The organism is Psychrobacter sp. CX10 (assembly GCF_057621575.2).
Map to the genome: position 1 here is coordinate 929,446 of NZ_CM177736.1, position 17,566 is coordinate 947,011.

At 37.6% G+C, this 17,566-nt stretch carries 12 protein-coding genes; 9 read left to right on the forward strand and 3 right to left on the reverse strand.

The window, feature by feature from the left end; genetic code table 11:
• The first annotated feature begins 346 nt into the window (after nt 1-346).
• Together serS and tkt are read left to right on the forward strand one after the other, a co-directional pair.
• A complete protein-coding gene (serS, locus tag AC21OH_RS03585) occupies nt 347-1,633 on the forward strand; it encodes a serine--tRNA ligase (protein WP_487371339.1) in 1,287 nt (428 codons plus the stop codon).
• A 406-nt stretch (nt 1,634-2,039) separates the two neighbouring features.
• A complete protein-coding gene (gene tkt, locus AC21OH_RS03590) occupies nt 2,040-4,052 on the forward strand; it encodes a transketolase (RefSeq protein WP_487371338.1) in 2,013 nt (670 codons plus the stop codon).
• 416 nt (nt 4,053-4,468) lie between these two features.
• On the opposite strand, the gene AC21OH_RS03595 is transcribed toward tkt, so the two are convergent.
• A complete protein-coding gene (locus tag AC21OH_RS03595) occupies nt 4,469-5,158 on the reverse strand; it encodes a hypothetical protein (RefSeq protein WP_487371337.1) in 690 nt (229 codons plus the stop codon).
• Between the two features lie 247 nt (nt 5,159-5,405).
• Here AC21OH_RS03595 and AC21OH_RS03600 point away from each other — a divergent pair, with 247 nt between their 5' ends.
• On the forward strand, nt 5,406-6,410 hold the full coding sequence (locus tag AC21OH_RS03600; RefSeq protein WP_487371336.1) for a nuclease-related domain-containing protein: 1,005 nt from the start codon (nt 5,406-5,408) through the stop codon (nt 6,408-6,410).
• A gap of 26 nt (nt 6,411-6,436) precedes the next feature.
• Entirely contained in the window at nt 6,437-7,027 is a 591-nt protein-coding gene (locus AC21OH_RS03605; RefSeq protein ID WP_487371335.1) for a hypothetical protein, read from the forward strand.
• A 56-nt stretch (nt 7,028-7,083) separates the two neighbouring features.
• On the opposite strand, the gene AC21OH_RS03610 is transcribed toward AC21OH_RS03605, so the two are convergent.
• Entirely contained in the window at nt 7,084-8,010 is a 927-nt protein-coding gene (locus AC21OH_RS03610) for an IclR family transcriptional regulator (RefSeq protein WP_487371334.1), read from the reverse strand.
• Between the two features lie 569 nt (nt 8,011-8,579).
• On the opposite strand from AC21OH_RS03610, the gene AC21OH_RS03615 reads away from it, so the two are divergent.
• The 5 genes from AC21OH_RS03615 to AC21OH_RS03635 all read left to right on the forward strand — a co-directional run bounded on the left by AC21OH_RS03615 (nt 8,580) and on the right by AC21OH_RS03635 (nt 16,479).
• Complete coding sequence (locus AC21OH_RS03615) at nt 8,580-9,785, forward strand: acyl-CoA dehydrogenase (RefSeq protein WP_487371333.1); 1,206 nt, start codon at nt 8,580-8,582, stop codon at nt 9,783-9,785.
• Between the two features lie 216 nt (nt 9,786-10,001).
• Nucleotides 10,002-11,267 (forward strand): CaiB/BaiF CoA transferase family protein, encoded by a 1,266-nt coding sequence (locus AC21OH_RS03620; protein ID WP_487371332.1) that lies wholly within the window; start codon nt 10,002-10,004, stop codon nt 11,265-11,267.
• A 162-nt stretch (nt 11,268-11,429) separates the two neighbouring features.
• The gene (locus AC21OH_RS03625; protein WP_487371331.1) at nt 11,430-12,827 is read left to right on the forward strand and encodes a tetratricopeptide repeat protein; all 1,398 of its coding nucleotides are present in this window, start codon (nt 11,430-11,432) and stop codon (nt 12,825-12,827) included.
• A 99-nt stretch (nt 12,828-12,926) separates the two neighbouring features.
• Nucleotides 12,927-15,551, forward strand: a complete 2,625-nt coding sequence (locus tag AC21OH_RS03630) for a WG repeat-containing protein (RefSeq protein WP_487371330.1) — start codon at nt 12,927-12,929, stop codon at nt 15,549-15,551.
• 67 nt (nt 15,552-15,618) lie between these two features.
• The gene (locus tag AC21OH_RS03635) at nt 15,619-16,479 is read left to right on the forward strand and encodes a hypothetical protein (protein WP_487371329.1); all 861 of its coding nucleotides are present in this window, start codon (nt 15,619-15,621) and stop codon (nt 16,477-16,479) included.
• A gap of 14 nt (nt 16,480-16,493) precedes the next feature.
• Here the strand turns inward: AC21OH_RS03635 and AC21OH_RS03640 are convergent, their stop codons facing one another.
• The gene (locus AC21OH_RS03640) at nt 16,494-17,267 is read right to left on the reverse strand and encodes an IclR family transcriptional regulator (RefSeq protein WP_487371328.1); all 774 of its coding nucleotides are present in this window, start codon (nt 17,265-17,267) and stop codon (nt 16,494-16,496) included.
• Nucleotides 17,268-17,566 lie beyond the last annotated feature (299 nt).

The window sequence follows — 17,566 nt, forward strand, 5'->3', positions numbered from 1 at the left end:
CCTAAAAGTAGTTACAAATGAAACTTATAGATGCTTATCTATTTAATTCAATTGAAGTTAAAATCAGTGCTAATTAACATCAATGCGATTTGCTTTCCATCCAATAAATTAATTCAATATACGTGAATGTTTTTATCCACAGAGATCCTAATTATTAAAATTAAATTATAAAGATTCGAATTTACTAAAAGCAATGAATGAACACACGGTTACTAAAATTTTTAAGGTTTGTACATTTTTGAAAGTTTAAGCATAGTCAAATATGCTTTCAATTGATATCATACCCCTTAACCAAAATGCCATAATCATATATTTATTAGTTATAAAAAAATTATAAAGGTGCTGCATGATTGATCCAAAGCTATTACGCCAAGATTTAACTGACTTAAAACAAAAATTAGCCACCCGTGGTTATGCATTAGACGTACCTTTCTGGGAAGACGTAGAGTCGCAGCGTAAAACGTTACAGGTCAAAACCGAAGAGTTGCAAGCACAAAAGAATGCTGGCGCTAAGCAAGTAGGCATGCTCAAAAAGAATGGCGAAGACGCTACTGAGTTACTCGCACAAATGCAGACCATCAGTAGTGATATGAAGCAAGCAGAAGAGCAACTAAAAACACTACAAGACACAATCAATAATGCTGCGCTACAAATCCCCAATATTCCTGCCGATGATGTACCTATAGGCGGGTCAGAAGAGGACAATGTTGAAGTTCGCAAGTGGGGCGAACCACGCCAGTTTGATTTTGAGATTAAAGACCATACTGACATTGGTGAATCTTTAGGGTTGCTTGACTTTGAAACCGCTGCTAAAGTTACGGGTAGTCGCTTTAGTGTGCTTAAAGGGTCACTGGCACAACTACACCGTGCCTTAATTCAATTAATGCTTAATACGCATATCAATAAATATGGTTATACGGAATGCAATGTACCTTATATTGTAAACTCCGATAGCCTAGAGGGCACAGGGCAATTACCAAAGTTTGAAGATGATTTATTTAAGCTGACCAATCATACCAATAATGACGGCACTAACTTCTATCTAATTCCCACTGCCGAAGTACCGATGACCAACTTGGTACGTGGTGAGCGCTTAAATGCTGATGAGTTACCGATTAAATTCACTGCGCATACACCTTGTTTTAGAAGCGAAGCAGGCTCGCATGGTCGTGATACACGAGGGCTTATCCGTCAGCATCAGTTTGAAAAAGTAGAAATGGTAAATATTGCCAAACCCGATGAATCGGACGATTTGTTAGAAGCGATGACCGCCCAAGCGGAATTTATATTGCAAGAACTGGACCTACCGTTCCGAGTGGTTAAATTGTGTACTGGTGATATGGGCTTTAGTGCCAAACGTACTTACGATATTGAAGTCTGGTTGCCAAGCCAAGATACTTACCGTGAAATATCAAGTTGTTCAAACTGTGGCGACTTCCAAGCTCGTCGTATGGGTACGCGCATTAAAGAGGGTAAAAAAACCACGTTGGCGCATACCCTTAATGGTTCAGGCTTAGCAGTTGGGCGTACCCTGCTCGCCGTCATGGAAAACCATCAGAATGGAGATGGCAGTATCTCCATTCCAGAAGTATTACGTCCATTTATGGGTGGGGTAGATAAGATTAGCTTATAAACTCAATTATCAATAAGTATCAGTAACTTGAAACTATATAGTTAAACAACATACAGTTAATTAGCGTGCTTAGATTTATAAGTCTAAGAACAAACTATGTATTATAAATTTTAAGTATTTAATAAGTAGATAACGTTTTTTAATACACAAATCGACTATTAATTTACTTTATTAATCTCTAATTTAAAGGTAGGTTTCTAACTTTACAGTTAGCTGGTATTTTATATTAGTTTTAAAGTCTAAGCACATTGCCAAAATCAAATTATAGCGACTGCCAGTACGGCTAACTTCATGTTAGAATAGCGCCGAATTTTATATGCTAGATAATAAAATTGTCAGTGCTTGATTAAGTTCCTTTATCTGTTTTTCAATATCTTCATACTTTATTTAAAACCTAGGATACTCTATGTCGACCCCAATAGCCGAGCGTAAACTTGCAAATGCCATCCGTGTACTCTCATTCGATGCGGTACAAAAAGCCAACTCTGGTCATCCGGGTGCGCCCATGGGCATGGCAGACATCGCTGAAGTGTTATGGCGTAAATTCTTAAAGCACAACCCTGCCGACCCAAAATGGCACAACCGTGACCGCTTTGTTCTATCCAACGGTCATGGCTCTATGCTGATTTATGCGCTATTACACCTCACCGGCTATGACGTCAGTGTCGAAGACCTAAAACAATTTCGTCAATTACACTCTAAAACCCCAGGTCACCCAGAGCTTGGCTACACTCCTGGTGTTGAAACCACTACAGGTCCACTCGGGCAAGGTATCGCCAATGCCGTCGGTTTTGCCATTGCTGAAAAAACGTTAGCAGCACAATTCAACCGTGACGGTCACAATATCATCGACCATAACACCTACGCATTTTTAGGTGATGGTTGCTTAATGGAAGGCATCAGTCATGAAGTCTGCTCGCTAGCTGGTACGCTAGGACTTGGTAAACTCGTTTTCTATTACGACGACAACGGTATCTCAATCGACGGTGACGTCGAAGGTTGGTTCACCGATGACACCCAAAAACGTTTTGAAGCCTACGGCTGGCAAGTCATCAAAGTGGACGGTCATGACACCGACGCCATCACCCAAGCCACCGAAGACGCCCTTGCGGAGACAAGCAAACCCAGTCTCATCATCTGTAAAACCATCATCGGTGTCGGAAGCCCTAACAAACAAGGCAAAGCCTCAAGCCACGGTGCGCCGCTTGGTGACGAAGAAATTGCACTAACTCGTGAAGAGTTGGCTTGGAAACATGCCCCGTTTGAGCTAGACGACGAAATCTATGAAGCATGGGACGGCAAAGTCAAAGGCGACGTCCAACAAAAAAACTGGCAAGCCGACTTTGACGCCTACAAAAAAGCCTACCCAGAGCTTGCTGAAGAGCTTTTACGTCGTCTAAATGGTGACTTACCAAGCGACTTTGACCAAAAAACCAAAGACTACATCGCTCAATGCCAAGCGCAAGGCGAAGACGTTGCCAGTCGTAAAGCCAGCTTTAACGCGATTAACACCTTCCAGCCTATGCTACCCGAACTCATCGGCGGTTCAGCCGATCTTGCAGGCTCCAACTTAACCCTATTCAAAGATGCTAAAGGCATCGATACTGACGCTGATGGCAACTATATTTACTACGGCGTGCGAGAATTCGGTATGACCGCCATCGCCAACGGCATCGCCCTACATGGCGGATTTATCCCTTACGTCGCTACCTTCCTTATGTTTATGGAATACGCGCGCAATGCTGTTCGCATGGGTGCGCTTATGAAACAGCGTGTGATTCATGTTTACACCCATGACTCTATCGGACTTGGCGAAGATGGACCCACGCATCAGCCCATCGAGCAACTTACCAGCCTACGCACCACGCCTAATTTACACACATGGCGTCCTTGTGACACGGTTGAAACGGCAACTGCTTGGACAGAGGCTTTAAAAGCGGATAGCACCCCAAGTGCACTTATCTTTAGCCGTCAAGGTTTACCGCATCAACAACGTGACGATGAACAAGTCGCCAATATCGCTAAAGGTGGCTACATACTTGCTAAAGAAAAAGGCGGCGCTGATAAAGAACTAGAAGCTATTATTATCGCTACCGGTTCAGAAGTCGGACTGGCAATGGATGCTTACAACACGCTAAGCGAGCTGGGCATTAGTGTTCGTGTGGTCTCCATGCCATGTGCCGAAGTATATAGCCAACAGGATGCTGATTACCGTGAGTCAGTATTGCCATCAAATATTTTGGCGCGTGTTGCAGTCGAGGCGGGTCATGTTGATTATTGGTACAAGTTTGTTGGTCTTGACGGTAAAGTTATCGGCATGACCACTTATGGTGAATCTGCGCCAGCAAATGATTTGTTCAAAGAATTTGGTATCACGGCTGATGCTGTCGTTGAGGCGGTCACCGAATTAATAAAATAAAACAACTTAACCCAATCTAAGATTAAAAAAGAGTTGTCAGATAATCTGCCAACTCTTTTTTTTGGTTTTAAATAAAGATTTTTGAAGCTAATCTCGCTTTTCACTTCTATCTGCTCATCTAACCGAGGCAGTGGCTAACATTTTGGGTTGTCGCTTACTCCGTGCGCCAACCCAAATGAAGCCGCTGCAACTCGTTTAGCTCAGCAGTATATCCGCTTCAATCGAGGCTAAACCGCTCCTCCGTTGCAACTTTTTATTGTTACTCATGATGAAATTTATAATAGTAGTTGGGTAGAGTAGGCGTTAACCTGTGACATGAAGTATTTCTTCGTAGGGTTTTACTTCGCTTAACCTACCTACATTACGTTTTATAAATTTTATAAATTAAATAAAAATCTCTATCCCCATATTAACCCCTAAAAAAAAGCCAATTGCAACTCATCAAACACAGCTATTAAATCAATATCTTCAGGCTTAACCAATTCATACTCAAATAACCGTTCTTGCCAGCCTATATCATTACTATCATCAGCTGAAGGTACATAACAGATAGATTTTAACTTATTGATATATAATGCACTTTTCTCTAATATGAATCCGATTCTATTACTACACTTTATCGACTGTCCTGTCTCATAATCTAAATAAAACCCATTGTTATCGTTATATAGCTGATTGATGAATAATTTAGGTACCGAGGCATAACCTATATTTAGATTTTGACTAATCGTTTCATGGGTATTAAGGTCTGTTATCACTATCATAACGTCCCCAAATAATGATGAGTCGCAAAATGCTTGAGAGTTATCACTAGGGCGAAGTAACGCTATCAACTCCTCGACACCGTCTTGGGTTAAATCTTGCTTAATAACAGATTGCACTTGAAGTAAGTCTGATATTGACCATAAAGATGAGCTATCATTAAACACCTCGTTCTCAATAGTACAGTTGCTTGAGAACTGCTCAATTGACATCACCTGCAATGCACTTTGCAGAATGGCTTGATTTTCGAGCAAGGTAGATGTTGTCTCTTCTTTTTTTTGGACATTTGCTTGGGTACAAGAACCGGTTAATAATAAAAGACAAAGCAGTGGTATAAATCTCATTAAACAACGCTCCAAAAGCGGTAAGACTAAATTTAGGTGGCATTTATGTTACGCTTATGTCTTCCTGACTAATACAGTGATTTTACTTAAATTATGTCATAGCGCTCATAAAATTTGTGCAACCTCTACAACATAAGTATTGCAATAGTAAAGTCAAGGCGTACCAAAGGAATATATTAAAGTCATTAACTGGTGTGAAAAATATTGACGACTAAACCCTATTGTAACTTATCGTTGGAGAAATAATATGTCCCTAAAATCCACCCTAAAAGGTATGCTAGGCGAAGCGGTTATTAATGTCGGCACTTGGCTAATGCTCGATAAAGAAGTCTATCACCGTATCAACAACGTCACCTTGCCATTACCTGATGGCGGCAGTACTCAAATCGATCATGTTATCGTCTCAAAATTTGGTATCTTTGTGATTGAAACCAAAAACTACAAAGGTTGGATATTTGGTAGCGAAAACCAAGCGCAGTGGACGCAGGTATTGCACAAACGCAAGTTTAAGTTTCAAAATCCTTTACGCCAAAACTACCTACATATCAAAACGCTTAGCGACTTACTACAATTAGAAGAAGACAAGTTTCATTCTGTTATCGCATTTATAGGCGACTGCCAGCTAAAGACAAAAGATAAGTTACCCAAAAATGTGTTGGCCAATGGCTGGATTCCTTATATTAAAGACAAACAAACAGAGTTGCTAACGCCACAGCAAGTATCTCAAATAGTGGCAAACATTGAGTCGGAACGTTTTAGCAAATCCTTTAAAACTAATTCAAATCATAAAGCCTATGTAAAACAGAAGGTTAAAGACAAGAGCGAAAAAAAACTCAACCAAACGTCGAATCATCAAATGCTAGGGGCGCCAAATCCAGTTCTACCTAAAGATGCCGCACCTACAAATGAACAAACTCAATCAACACTTAATCAATTATCATATAACCAAACAACACATAGTCAAACAACCACTTCAAAGTCATTGGACGACGATAAAATCGATGATAATACGCTATACTTAAATACCTCAAATCTAAAGGTTCAAAAATCGCCACAGACCTCATCTAAGCGTGGCGTAGCTATCAATGAACCTACGATAGAGCAGAGTACACCGATGTATACAGTGCCAACCTGCCCAAATTGCCATGGCGAAATGATTAAACGCAAAGCCAGAAAAGGGGCTCGTCAAGGTCAAGAATTTTACGGCTGTGCTAAATTTCCTAAATGTCGTGGCGTGGTTAATATTACATAAATTGTTGATTTGAATATGAGACTTTAATGATAAAAATAAAACAGTTATTTATTAGCGTACTGATTAGCCTATTACTATCTAGTTTATGCTCACTAAGTGCAACTGCTAATATTAATAACAGCGTAATCGATAGTGTGGCGGGTCAATATGAGCCTGATGCTACAAATATAAAGCTTAAGCAGGATAAAGCACTGATAGAGAAGATTGATGCACAATTTTCATTACAATATTCTAAATGCGATGCTGATAATATAAAAGTCGTAAGCTATAATACCAATTCGCATAATTGGATTATATGTGAACCATCTCAAGGTCATAGGATCATTAGCATCAAGTCATTAGAAGACTATATAGAGATGGGCGAAATTTATTATGACATCAATAATGAACTTATTTACGCTATGGAATGGGAGTATGTAAAATCTAATGATGCAGAAATCTTAGATATTTGGAACTATCAGTATTATTTCAAAGATAGGGTATTGAATGGCGAGACCTCACTTGGACATGGTAAATCTGAACGTAGTGATTGGAATCCTGAAAACATCGTCAACATCTATAAAAATAGGCTAGACCAGCTAGATAATTTAGATTCTATAAATCAGGCTCATAAATAGTAACCACCGCGCTTATTAAAGAATTGGCAATAGATAGATTGATTGTTAAAATCGAATTAAAGCGATTCAATATGACCAGCCAAAGTTTTTAAATGCGGCACAATGTACGTAATATAATCAGTTTTATTCCATACCGCTCTTGGCACACTGGCGTTTATAGAATAATGATATTCACCAGTAAGAGAATCGTATAGAGGTACGGCCACCGCTAATATATCTTGTGAAAACTCCCCATCTGAATAGCAATAATGATGTTCTTGATAAAACTCAGTTGCCTCGTTGAGCTTTTGAAGTGAATCTTCTCGAATCTCGAGACTACTTTTTCCGTTATTAGAATGTGTGCCTTTATTTTTATCTGGTTGATTATACTGCTCGTTTGAACCTTCCCTATCTTCGTGTACGTTCAATTCATTTATAAGTTGCTGCTTAAGAACAGGGCTTAACGCAGCATAGTAAGCCCGCCCAATCGCAGTTTGCGCTATAGGTACGGTCGAGCCTACTGCTAAATTAACGGCCAGTCTCGCTGGGCTGCGGTAACATGCTAAATAACGCATTTCACCTTCGCTTTGAGTCGCAATATTAACTGATACTTGATGTTTTAACGCAAATTCTTTTAACAAAGGTAATGCTTCTTCAACCATATCATGGTTTTGCAGGGCGCTCGCACTAAGCTTGAGTAAGTTTTTACCAAGTTTATAACGCTCGTTATGAGTGCGGTTAATTAATTTTAAGGTTATTAAGGTATGTAATAGTCGACTTATGGTAGCCTTTGGCAAGGCTGTTTTATCGCACAATTGATGATGGGTCAGTTCCTGTTCATCCTCAAACACGCTCAATAATAACAATCCTCGTGCTAGCGCCGTGATAAAGGCTTTATCTTCATGTTCTTTAGCGCGCTTTATATCATCCATTATGCTCGTACGCAGAGTATTCATATTTTTTATATTCATCCATTGTGTGTTTGTGCGACATGTATCGGACATCTTTATTCTTATAAATCGAATTATAGTCAGTGAAATACTAAACGATTACGGTGTTAACCTCGCTCGCCTTACTATAGTCAATGAACTTATAAAGAGTCACGGTGTTAACCTCGTTAAGCCTACCCTAGTAGTACTTGCACTCTGTTGCCTTGTTACTACTTTAAAGTTCTTTGACTATATAGTAGTACTTGCACTCGGTTACCTTCTAAACATTTTAGATTTCTTTAACTATGGCTCGTAGTGTTTGGAGCTATAAATTTGAAGATCAATTAGTTTTAGTGCCAATAATAATTATAAATTTAATCGCAATGTCTTTACTTAACTTAAGGAATTTGGTTTAATAATTTCAATAAATGAAACTTTGTTCCGCTATACGAAACATGATAAGTTTATCAGTTATTTTATTATTTGGCTATAACGCTAAACGTCGATTAATCAAATCATTTTACTTAATCTGTTTCTTAAGTTATAGACACATCTAATTAACCATCAATTAACTAGCAAAATTTAGCACCAGTCAAAAAGTTATCACCAAACTATTATATTTAAATAATTAAACGGAGTTTGTTATGTCATCAGATACCAATACCGCTTACGCAACCGAGCGTCCAACTTTTGAATGGTCAGATGCATTTTTATTAAACAATCAGCTCACCGAAGAAGAGCAGATGGTGCAAAAGTCGACGCACGATTTTTGTAAAACTGAATTGATGCCAGGTATTTTAAAAGCCAATCGTCATGAAAACTTTGATCGTAACATCATGCGCCAAATGGGCGAGCTTGGATTATTAGGCGTGACTATTGACGGTTATGGGTGTGCAGGCTTATCAAGTGTCGCCTATGGCGTTATAGCAAGAGAGGTTGAAGCCATAGATTCAGGCTACCGTTCTGCCATGAGTGTTCAATCAAGTTTGGTTATGCATCCAATATGGGCATATGGCACAGAAGCACAAAAGCAGAAATACTTACCAAAACTAGCCACAGGGGAATATGTGGGTTGTTTTGGTTTAACTGAGCCTGATGCGGGATCTGATCCAGGATCGATGAAGACGCGCGCAAAAAAGGTAGAGGGTGGCTATCGGTTAAAAGGCAGTAAAATGTGGATCACCAACAGTCCTATTGCAGACGTGTTTGTGGTATGGGCGAAAGACGATCACGATGAGATTCGCGGATTTGTTTTAGAAAAAGGCATGGAAGGATTATCTGCACCGAAGATTGAGGGTAAGTTCTCACTACGCGCTTCAATAACGGGTGAGATTGTCATGGATAATGTGTTTGTGCCCGAAGAAAACGCGTTCCCAGAGATACGTGGACTAAAGGGACCCTTTGGATGCCTAAACAAAGCGCGTTATGGCATCGCATGGGGCTCTATGGGTGCGGCAGAGTTTTGTTGGAAAGCGGCGCGTCAGTACACGCTCGATCGTAAACAGTTTAACCGTCCTTTAGCGGCGACTCAGTTGGTGCAGTTAAAACTGGCCGATATGCAAACTGAAATTTCACTAGGTCTTCAAGCCGCTTTACGTGTCGGACGCCTAATGGATGAGCATAACGCCGCCCCCGAAATGATTTCTCTTATCAAGCGTAATAATTGCGGCAAAGCCCTAAATATAGCTCGCGTGGCTCGTGATATGCATGGCGGCAACGGTATTAGCGATGAATATCATGTCATTCGTCATGTTATGAATCTTGAAGCTGTCAATACCTACGAAGGTACACACGATGTGCATGCATTGATATTAGGACGTGCGATTACTGGCATTCAGGCATTTGCTTAAGTCTACTGTGTTTATAGCAATTTGAGCCTGCTATATTACCTTATGGTTGATGTATCGTTCAAAACATCTTTCTCATTGTTTATTTGATGGTGAAATGAATGTTTTGGACGATTCTCAGTTTAACAACGTTTTATTCTTTTAAATCAGGTTCGTGCTTGGTAATAGGTCAACTTCTCATCTCAATTAGTAAGTAGATAGACTTTAAGAGAGTACATTATGCTATCAAATCAATCATCGTCTGATCCTTCCAATCATCTGTCTTCGAAAGCCCCTAATGCAGCATTAGCACAACAAGCATTAAAAGGCATTAAGGTTCTCGATTTATCACGAGTACTGGCAGGGCCGTCGTGTACCCAGATATTAGCTGATTTGGGAGCCGAGGTTATCAAAGTTGAGCGTCCGCTTATCGGCGATGAAACCAGACATTGGAACCCGCCAAGCTTTGTAGACCCGAAGGACGGTACAAAAACAGCAGCATACTTTGCGACTGTTAATAGAAATAAAAAATCAATCACGGTCGATATTACAAAACCTGAAGGGCAACAAATAATCAAAACTTTAGCCGCCGATAGTGACGTTCTGGTTGAGAACTTTAAAGTCGGCGGGCTTAAAAAATATGGTCTAGATTATGAGACTATAAAAGAGATAAACCCCAAGCTTGTATATGCTTCTTTAACCGGATTTGGGCAATATGGTCCTGATGCTTACAAACCTGGATATGATTATATTATCCAAGGTCTGTCGGGGCTAATGAGCATCACAGGCCCCGCTGATGGAGAGCCACATAAAGTAGGTGTGGCTGTAGTTGATCTGTTTGCAGGACTGCAATTGACCATAGGTATTGAAGCGGCGCTGCTGGCACGTGAAAAAACGGGTAAAGGTCAATATGTCGATGTGGCCCTATTGGATAGTGCAGTTTCTATGCTAGCCAATATTGGTATGAACCAATTGGCATCAAATACAACGCCGCCGCGACTGGGTAACGCGCACCCTAATATTACCCCTTATCAAGTATTCGAAACGGCTGATGCCAATCACTTTATTCTCGCTTGTGGTAATGATAGTCAATTTGCCAAAGTCTGTAAGCTATTAAAACTACCCCTAAATGAAGATAAACAATACGCTACCAATCCAAATCGAGTGGCTAACCGAGACCACTTACAGGCCATGTTGTCTAAAGCTTTTAAACAAAATACTCGGTGTTACTGGTTAAATGAGCTTCAAGCTATGGGTGTGCCCTGTGGTCCTATTCATAATGTAACAGAAGCTTTGGCCATGCCTCAAGTTGCCGCGAGAGAAATGATTGTCAGCTTCGAGAATAGTCCAATTAAAGCGCTTGGAAGCCCAATAAAACTATCAGACTCGCCGGTAAGCTTTCGCACACCGCCGCCTAAACTTAGTGAACATACTGATCAAACTCTATCTGCACTTGGGTATGACCGCGAAACTATAGATAAGCTTAAAGCAGATGGTATTATTTAGATTTAAAAATATTGAACAATAAAGGAGTATTTTTAAGGTTTGAATGTTAACTTAATTATTAAGTGTATATAATAAACTAAGTCCTAAACTTTATACCTTATACCTTTTGCTAGGGATCGCGCCTTGAACAAAATTTACCTTCAACTTTATAAGGCTCTATTATTGAGCCTTACCTTTCTCACACCCCTAAATGCATGCACCAATGAACCTGATCAAACCTCCCACAGTGATGAAGAACGTCCTTCAGTATTTAATTATACCGGCAATCCGGTAAATGGTTTCACAGATGTATACTCAGCTGCATTGAATGGTGATGAGATCGCTCAAATTCAGTTGGCACAAGTTTATGAGGATGGACTTGGTACACCACAGGATTATGCCAAAGCAATTGAATGGTATAAAAAAGCCGCTAATCAGGGTAATAGATTGGCTCAATATAATTTAGGTACGATTTACAATGATGAGAACAGTGGTGTTCAAGATTTTGATAAAGCTATGCATTGGTATAAAAAAGCTGCGCAACAGAACTACCCATTAGCGTTAAATAATATAGGGTGGATGTACCTTGAAGGTAGGGGTGTAGAACAAGATTATCAAAAAGCGATAAATTGGTTTGAAAAATCGGCTGAGTTTAAAGAACCCTTAGCGTTAAATAACATGGGATGGGTATATCATCAAGGAAAAGGCGTCCCCAAAGATATAAAGACAGCTTCGAGCTGGTATAAAGAAGCAATCAAATACGGTAGTTTTTTGGCGCGAAATAATCTAAACGCTCTTGAATTAGAACAACGAAAACCTTGTGTAGAATATAATAATACAAGCAAGCATTTCAAAAAGACGCTTAAAGCCGCTGAGCACGGCAGTAAACAAGCACAGTATGAACTAGGTGAGATTTATCAAAGTAGTGATGAGGTCTGTCCAAATATTGATAAAACAGTCGAGTGGTTTACTAAATCTGCTGAACAAGGGCATGCTAAAGCATTAAACGATTTGGCAGCCCTTTATGAGTATGGGCAGGGCGTTGAACAAGATATTGATAAAGCATTCGTTATGATTAAAAAATCTGCGAATAAAGGCAATACAATTGCTATTTTTAATCTTGGGACATTTTATTTTAATGGAAAGTCTGTACCTCAAAATATTGATAAAGGTATTGAACTGTATACTAAAGCTGCAAATGAAGGATTAGATTTAGCTCAATATGAATTAGGAATAATCTATGAAAATGCTAAAGGTGTTCCTAAGGACTCGACGCAAGCATTATACTGGTATAAAAAAGCTGCAGAACAAGGACATGCTTTAGCTCAGTATAATCTCGGAATCAACTATCGCGATGGTTTATATGTAGAACAGGATTATGCCAAAGCCATGTACTGGTTTAAACAAGCCGCAGAGCAAGATCTTCCCTTAGCGCAAAATAACTTAGGCTGGATGTATCAGCAAGGTGAAGGTGTTGATGTGGATTATGAGAAAGCCATGATGTGGTATCGCAAGGCGTCAAGTTGGGGAAATGAGACGGCTAAGATTAATCTTGCAAATCTTAATGGATATGTAGATTGAGTTAGTATTTAAACGTTATTTCTTTAGTTGTATAAATTTAGATTTCGCTTAACAGAATTAGTAAAACTATAAATGACCCTTTAATTAAAAGCTATAAATATGAAACTTCTTTTATGGAAAAAGATAGTATCTTTTTCAAAAACACTAAATTCGATTAACCAAAATTTTATCAGACCTGAACTTAAAATAATTAGTAACTGTTCTGTACTGTCCTTTGTCATTTTCAGCTTAATTGCCAGTGCCAGTGCCAGTGCCAGTGCCAGTTCCAGTGCCAGTGCCAGTTCCAATATCAATGAAAAGGTTGCCGCGTCCTATGTTAGCACTGACTCAACTAAAGTTTGTCTCCCGCAAACGGTGGAGAATATATATTACGATGACTATAATTTAAATAATCCTTATGGTTTAAAAATTAAATTTCATGGTGCTACATATGAATTAGTTGATAAGCATAATAATACCCTATTTTCAAATATTTATTATATAAGAAAATTAAGTGACTTTAGAATAATTGCTAAGAGAAATGGACTCAAGGGTGTTATTGGTTCAGACGGTAAGCTTATACTTGATTTTAGTTATCACGATATATTGCCAAGTTATGACCCTAGTGTTTATTCTGTCAAAATTGTGGATGGCAATACAAAAGGATCGGCTTTAATTAATGATAAGGGTGAATGGATATTCCCTAAAGCTGGTGAGAATGAGAATGGTCTTGAATTATCTAAAAAAATTAAAACAATATATCCGATCCATACAAATTTTGAAGATAATAAAAGCTTTTTCGAAGTTATTTATAAAACTAATATTCAGTTCGTCGATAAAATTAAAAACAAAGGTGTGATAGATCATACTGGTCAGATTGTTCTTCCCATAGAATACTACCGAATTGACACAAAATATAGTTGTTTAACCAATAAGCTAATATTCGTTCACTATGTTAATAATAGGGTTGGAGTTACCGATGAAGATGGTAAAACTATTGTTGAAGAAGATTATCGTAATAATATAAATATATTTAATGATGAAATTAACCTACTACGTCAATCAATCTCACTATTTAAAAGTTCGCCAAATGATTTTCATAATGGTAATAATATTATATTAGAAAGGATAGTTAATGATAAAGGTGAAACCATCATTGAGTCTTCACGTAGTCTAAAAGGTTTAGGCGATGATATATATCAATTTACTATAAATGAGAAACATGGCCTTATTGACGGTAGTGCTAATGTAATATTACAACCTATTTATGATGACATTATAGATTCATATTCTATCAATAAACCTATAGTCGTTGAACAAGACAATAAACAATCAGTTTTGATCTTTGACACAACAAATAAAACTTTAAAACCAAGTTTTTTCTATGATCACATACATCCATTGAGTAGACTACATCCAATTGAGTTGCATAACATGACATCAGGACCTAAACCAGGTTCGCTCAAATATACTATACCAACGAATAATGAACTTCATTTATCATCCAATAGTAATTCAAAATTAACGCCCTTGATTATAGATAGCGACACTAGTTTGAATTATAGCTACTCATATGATGCTAACTCTATATTTATGTATACCTTAAATAATAGGCGTGGTTTGGTAACCGCTCATAATGAAATTATCATTCCCAATATTTATGATGATATTTACCCTCAAGACAGGTTTTTAAAAGTTCGCCTTGGTGATAAGTACGGGTTAGTTACCGTGTTTAATGAAGTCATATTGCCTATTGAATATGACGCTATATCCCAGATAGGTTCTAATACCAATCAACCTGATGAGAAAAAACTATATGAAATTAAGCGTAATGGATTAACAGGTATTTTAGATGCTAACGGTCAACTGGTTGTACCGTTGCAGGATATGACGATACCAGTTTTAAAAAATTCTGGTTATGATGATTATCTATTCATTGAAAATAAAGGTTTGTTTGGATTGATAGAGCTTACTCATGGAAAGCAAATTCTACCTACTGTATTTCAGGATATTAACGCTGATGAATATAATGATTTTATCCTTACTATAAATAATGGGCACTACGAGCTATATAGTCTTAATGGGGAATTGTTATTAAAAGCAGAAGATAGTATTACTTTAGTTGAACCTTTGAATACTCAAATTTTAATCGATAAAAACGGTGACAGTAATGAATATTTGAAACTTCAATCTACTGAACAGTTTATTAGGATAGTAGATATCAAAGGATATTTGAGTTTATGGAATTTGAATAAAGGTAAAGAGATTATTAAGGGTAATTATGATGATATTAGATATGCAGGAATTGCAAATACCAAAGAAGATTTAATAAATAATATTATAACCCCAATGTTTATAGTGTCTATTGGTGACAATAAAGGAGTGATTGATGCTAATGGTGATTTATTGTTTTTGGATAAATATATAGGTATAGCTTCTATTAACTATCCTCCTCATTTCATTGCTGCAAAATCTGTTCCGATTAAAGGTGAATATGATTCAGATATACTAACGAAACAATTGGAACTTGATGGATTATCTGGCGAATCGTTAAATAACTCTAAAGTAATAAAATTTGGCTTAATTGATAAGTCAGGTAGCGTTTTATTGCCATTCGACTATGATTATATTGAGGTTTCTTATGCCGAAGATGAGGTTTATATTAATGCATTTAGTAAAGGTTTAGTACATAAATATGATCACGATTTAAATCTAATAGAAATTATTCATGATTCTAAATTTTGATATACACAGTTATTCAAAAAACTAAACATATCAATCAAATACGCTCACGTTTATAAAGGCATACCCATTGATAGTCTATAGAAAGCAGTTTTTAACCTCACTACTTGTAGCCATTATCTGTATAAGTCATACCACCTATAGTTATGCTGATACTGATACTGATTTTGATGAGTTTTATTTAAGACAGCTAACAAGTGATGATCACGCTTATAGCGGTGATATGGATGAAACTATTTTTAAAGTTTTAATTGATTATACAACTGAGGGTTATCGTAACATCAGTAGAATAGATCCTAAAAATTTTGATAAATATGATTTTACCAATGCAATAGCTGGGTCTATCGAACGTACTGATTACAATATTGGAATCATAGGCAGTAATTACCAACGTTTAATTATGAAGATCGATCATGTTCGACAAGTTCCCAATCAATTTCAGCGTTATCAAATATTAGGGACATCTAAAGTTAAAAATAATTTAAATGATTTTGAAGGCGTATTAACTCTTAACGATATTTATATCTACGCAGATTTTGATTATGGGGTTGATGAGGAATATAAAAACAAAGGATCGGTTGAACAAGGATTCGCAGTATTCGATTACGTATTAAAAGAGAACCCGAACCAAAAATATAGTGGTGTATTTAGTGGTAAGCTTTATAGTAAGTGGTATTTGACAGACGATAACGTCATGCACTACAACTATATTAACTATTATTCTGATAGTTACTTCAACAATCTATACTATGGTAAATGGTCTCCCTATACGAGCGATAAAACTAAGATAGCTGTCTGGGCCGACTATAAATTAATTAATGAAATTGTACCTGATTTGAACATCGGTGCAGGCGGCTTTTCGCCTAATCCAAAATATCTTAAATATGGGTGGGCGGATTACCATAAACAATTCCAATATAATAGCGATTAAATAGTAAACCCTATTCAACTGCCTCCCATCCGCGCGGAAATATCCTTGGCTAATTCAAGCAAAGCTTGACTCACCACTTCGCGCTGACACTCATATTCTTGTTTGACAAAACTCACGGCCATTCCTGCAATGGGCTGACCTTCAGCATCAGCTATATAAGTACCCATACAATACATACCTTCACGAAGCTGACCATCATCTAATGAGACGCCAGTTTGACGAACCTGATCCAATTCACTTAATAGCTTATCCAATGACTGTACACTTCGAGAAGTATAAGGTTCTGGCATTATGTCACCTAATAATTTAAGAAGGGTTTCATCATCATAAGCCGACAGCATTGCTTTACCAGTCGCTGAAAAAGGCGCCGGCACGCGAACACCTGACCTAAAGGTAAACCCTAAGGGAGCTGGAGACTCATGACATGCTAGAAATACTACCTCAGTACCGTCTATTTCTGACAGAGTTACTGTATGATCCAATAGAGTAGGGTGCTGCGATATCACTTCATGAAAAATATCAATAATACTGTTCTGCTTTTCATATTTACCCGACCAGTACAAAAGATATGACCCCAATTGAAAACGATTATCACGATCTTTGTACACGATATGTTTGGCCAATAAGCTTTGCAAAATATTGTGTGTGCTACTACGCGGTAACTTTAATTCTTCAGCAATTTCAGCGGAAGTTAATGGGTAATTGGTATCCGTAATTAAATCAAGAATGAGACACATTTTATCAATAGCTGGTACGCTTACCGCTGGCTTTTTATGATTAGATTTCAATATTTTAATCCTATGTAGGTATGATTAAATTTTAAGCTACACTTTTTATGTTTCGCATTATAAGTGTTGATGTTATGAGAGCATAGTACAAAAGCTATATTAGGGCATTTAAAATAGCCTAAGCAAAATTATTCGTCAATCTTATTAGTATGATTCATCTAAAATAAACTTCAATAATGGTATTGCATTATAAATAAGTTTATACCTATAATAATTCATCTTGTATATGAAATATGAATTCAATATATTGAATTATATCATTTTTACCTTTTATTTAGAATATATTATTTCAATTTAAA

Excerpts from the sequence above, each read along its gene's own strand:
- serS (WP_487371339.1), top strand. The coding sequence starts at position 347 with ATGATTGATCCAAAGCTATTACGCCAAGATTTAACTGACTTAAAACAA.
- tkt (WP_487371338.1), top strand. The coding sequence starts at position 2,040 with ATGTCGACCCCAATAGCCGAGCGTAAACTTGCAAATGCCATCCGTGTA.
- AC21OH_RS03595 (WP_487371337.1), bottom strand. The coding sequence starts at position 5,158 with ATGAGATTTATACCACTGCTTTGTCTTTTATTATTAACCGGTTCTTGT.
- AC21OH_RS03600 (WP_487371336.1), top strand. The coding sequence starts at position 5,406 with ATGTCCCTAAAATCCACCCTAAAAGGTATGCTAGGCGAAGCGGTTATT.
- AC21OH_RS03605 (WP_487371335.1), top strand. The coding sequence starts at position 6,437 with ATGATAAAAATAAAACAGTTATTTATTAGCGTACTGATTAGCCTATTA.
- AC21OH_RS03610 (WP_487371334.1), bottom strand. The coding sequence starts at position 8,010 with ATGTCCGATACATGTCGCACAAACACACAATGGATGAATATAAAAAAT.
- AC21OH_RS03615 (WP_487371333.1), top strand. The coding sequence starts at position 8,580 with ATGTCATCAGATACCAATACCGCTTACGCAACCGAGCGTCCAACTTTT.
- AC21OH_RS03620 (WP_487371332.1), top strand. The coding sequence starts at position 10,002 with ATGCTATCAAATCAATCATCGTCTGATCCTTCCAATCATCTGTCTTCG.
- AC21OH_RS03630 (WP_487371330.1), top strand. The coding sequence starts at position 12,927 with ATGAAACTTCTTTTATGGAAAAAGATAGTATCTTTTTCAAAAACACTA.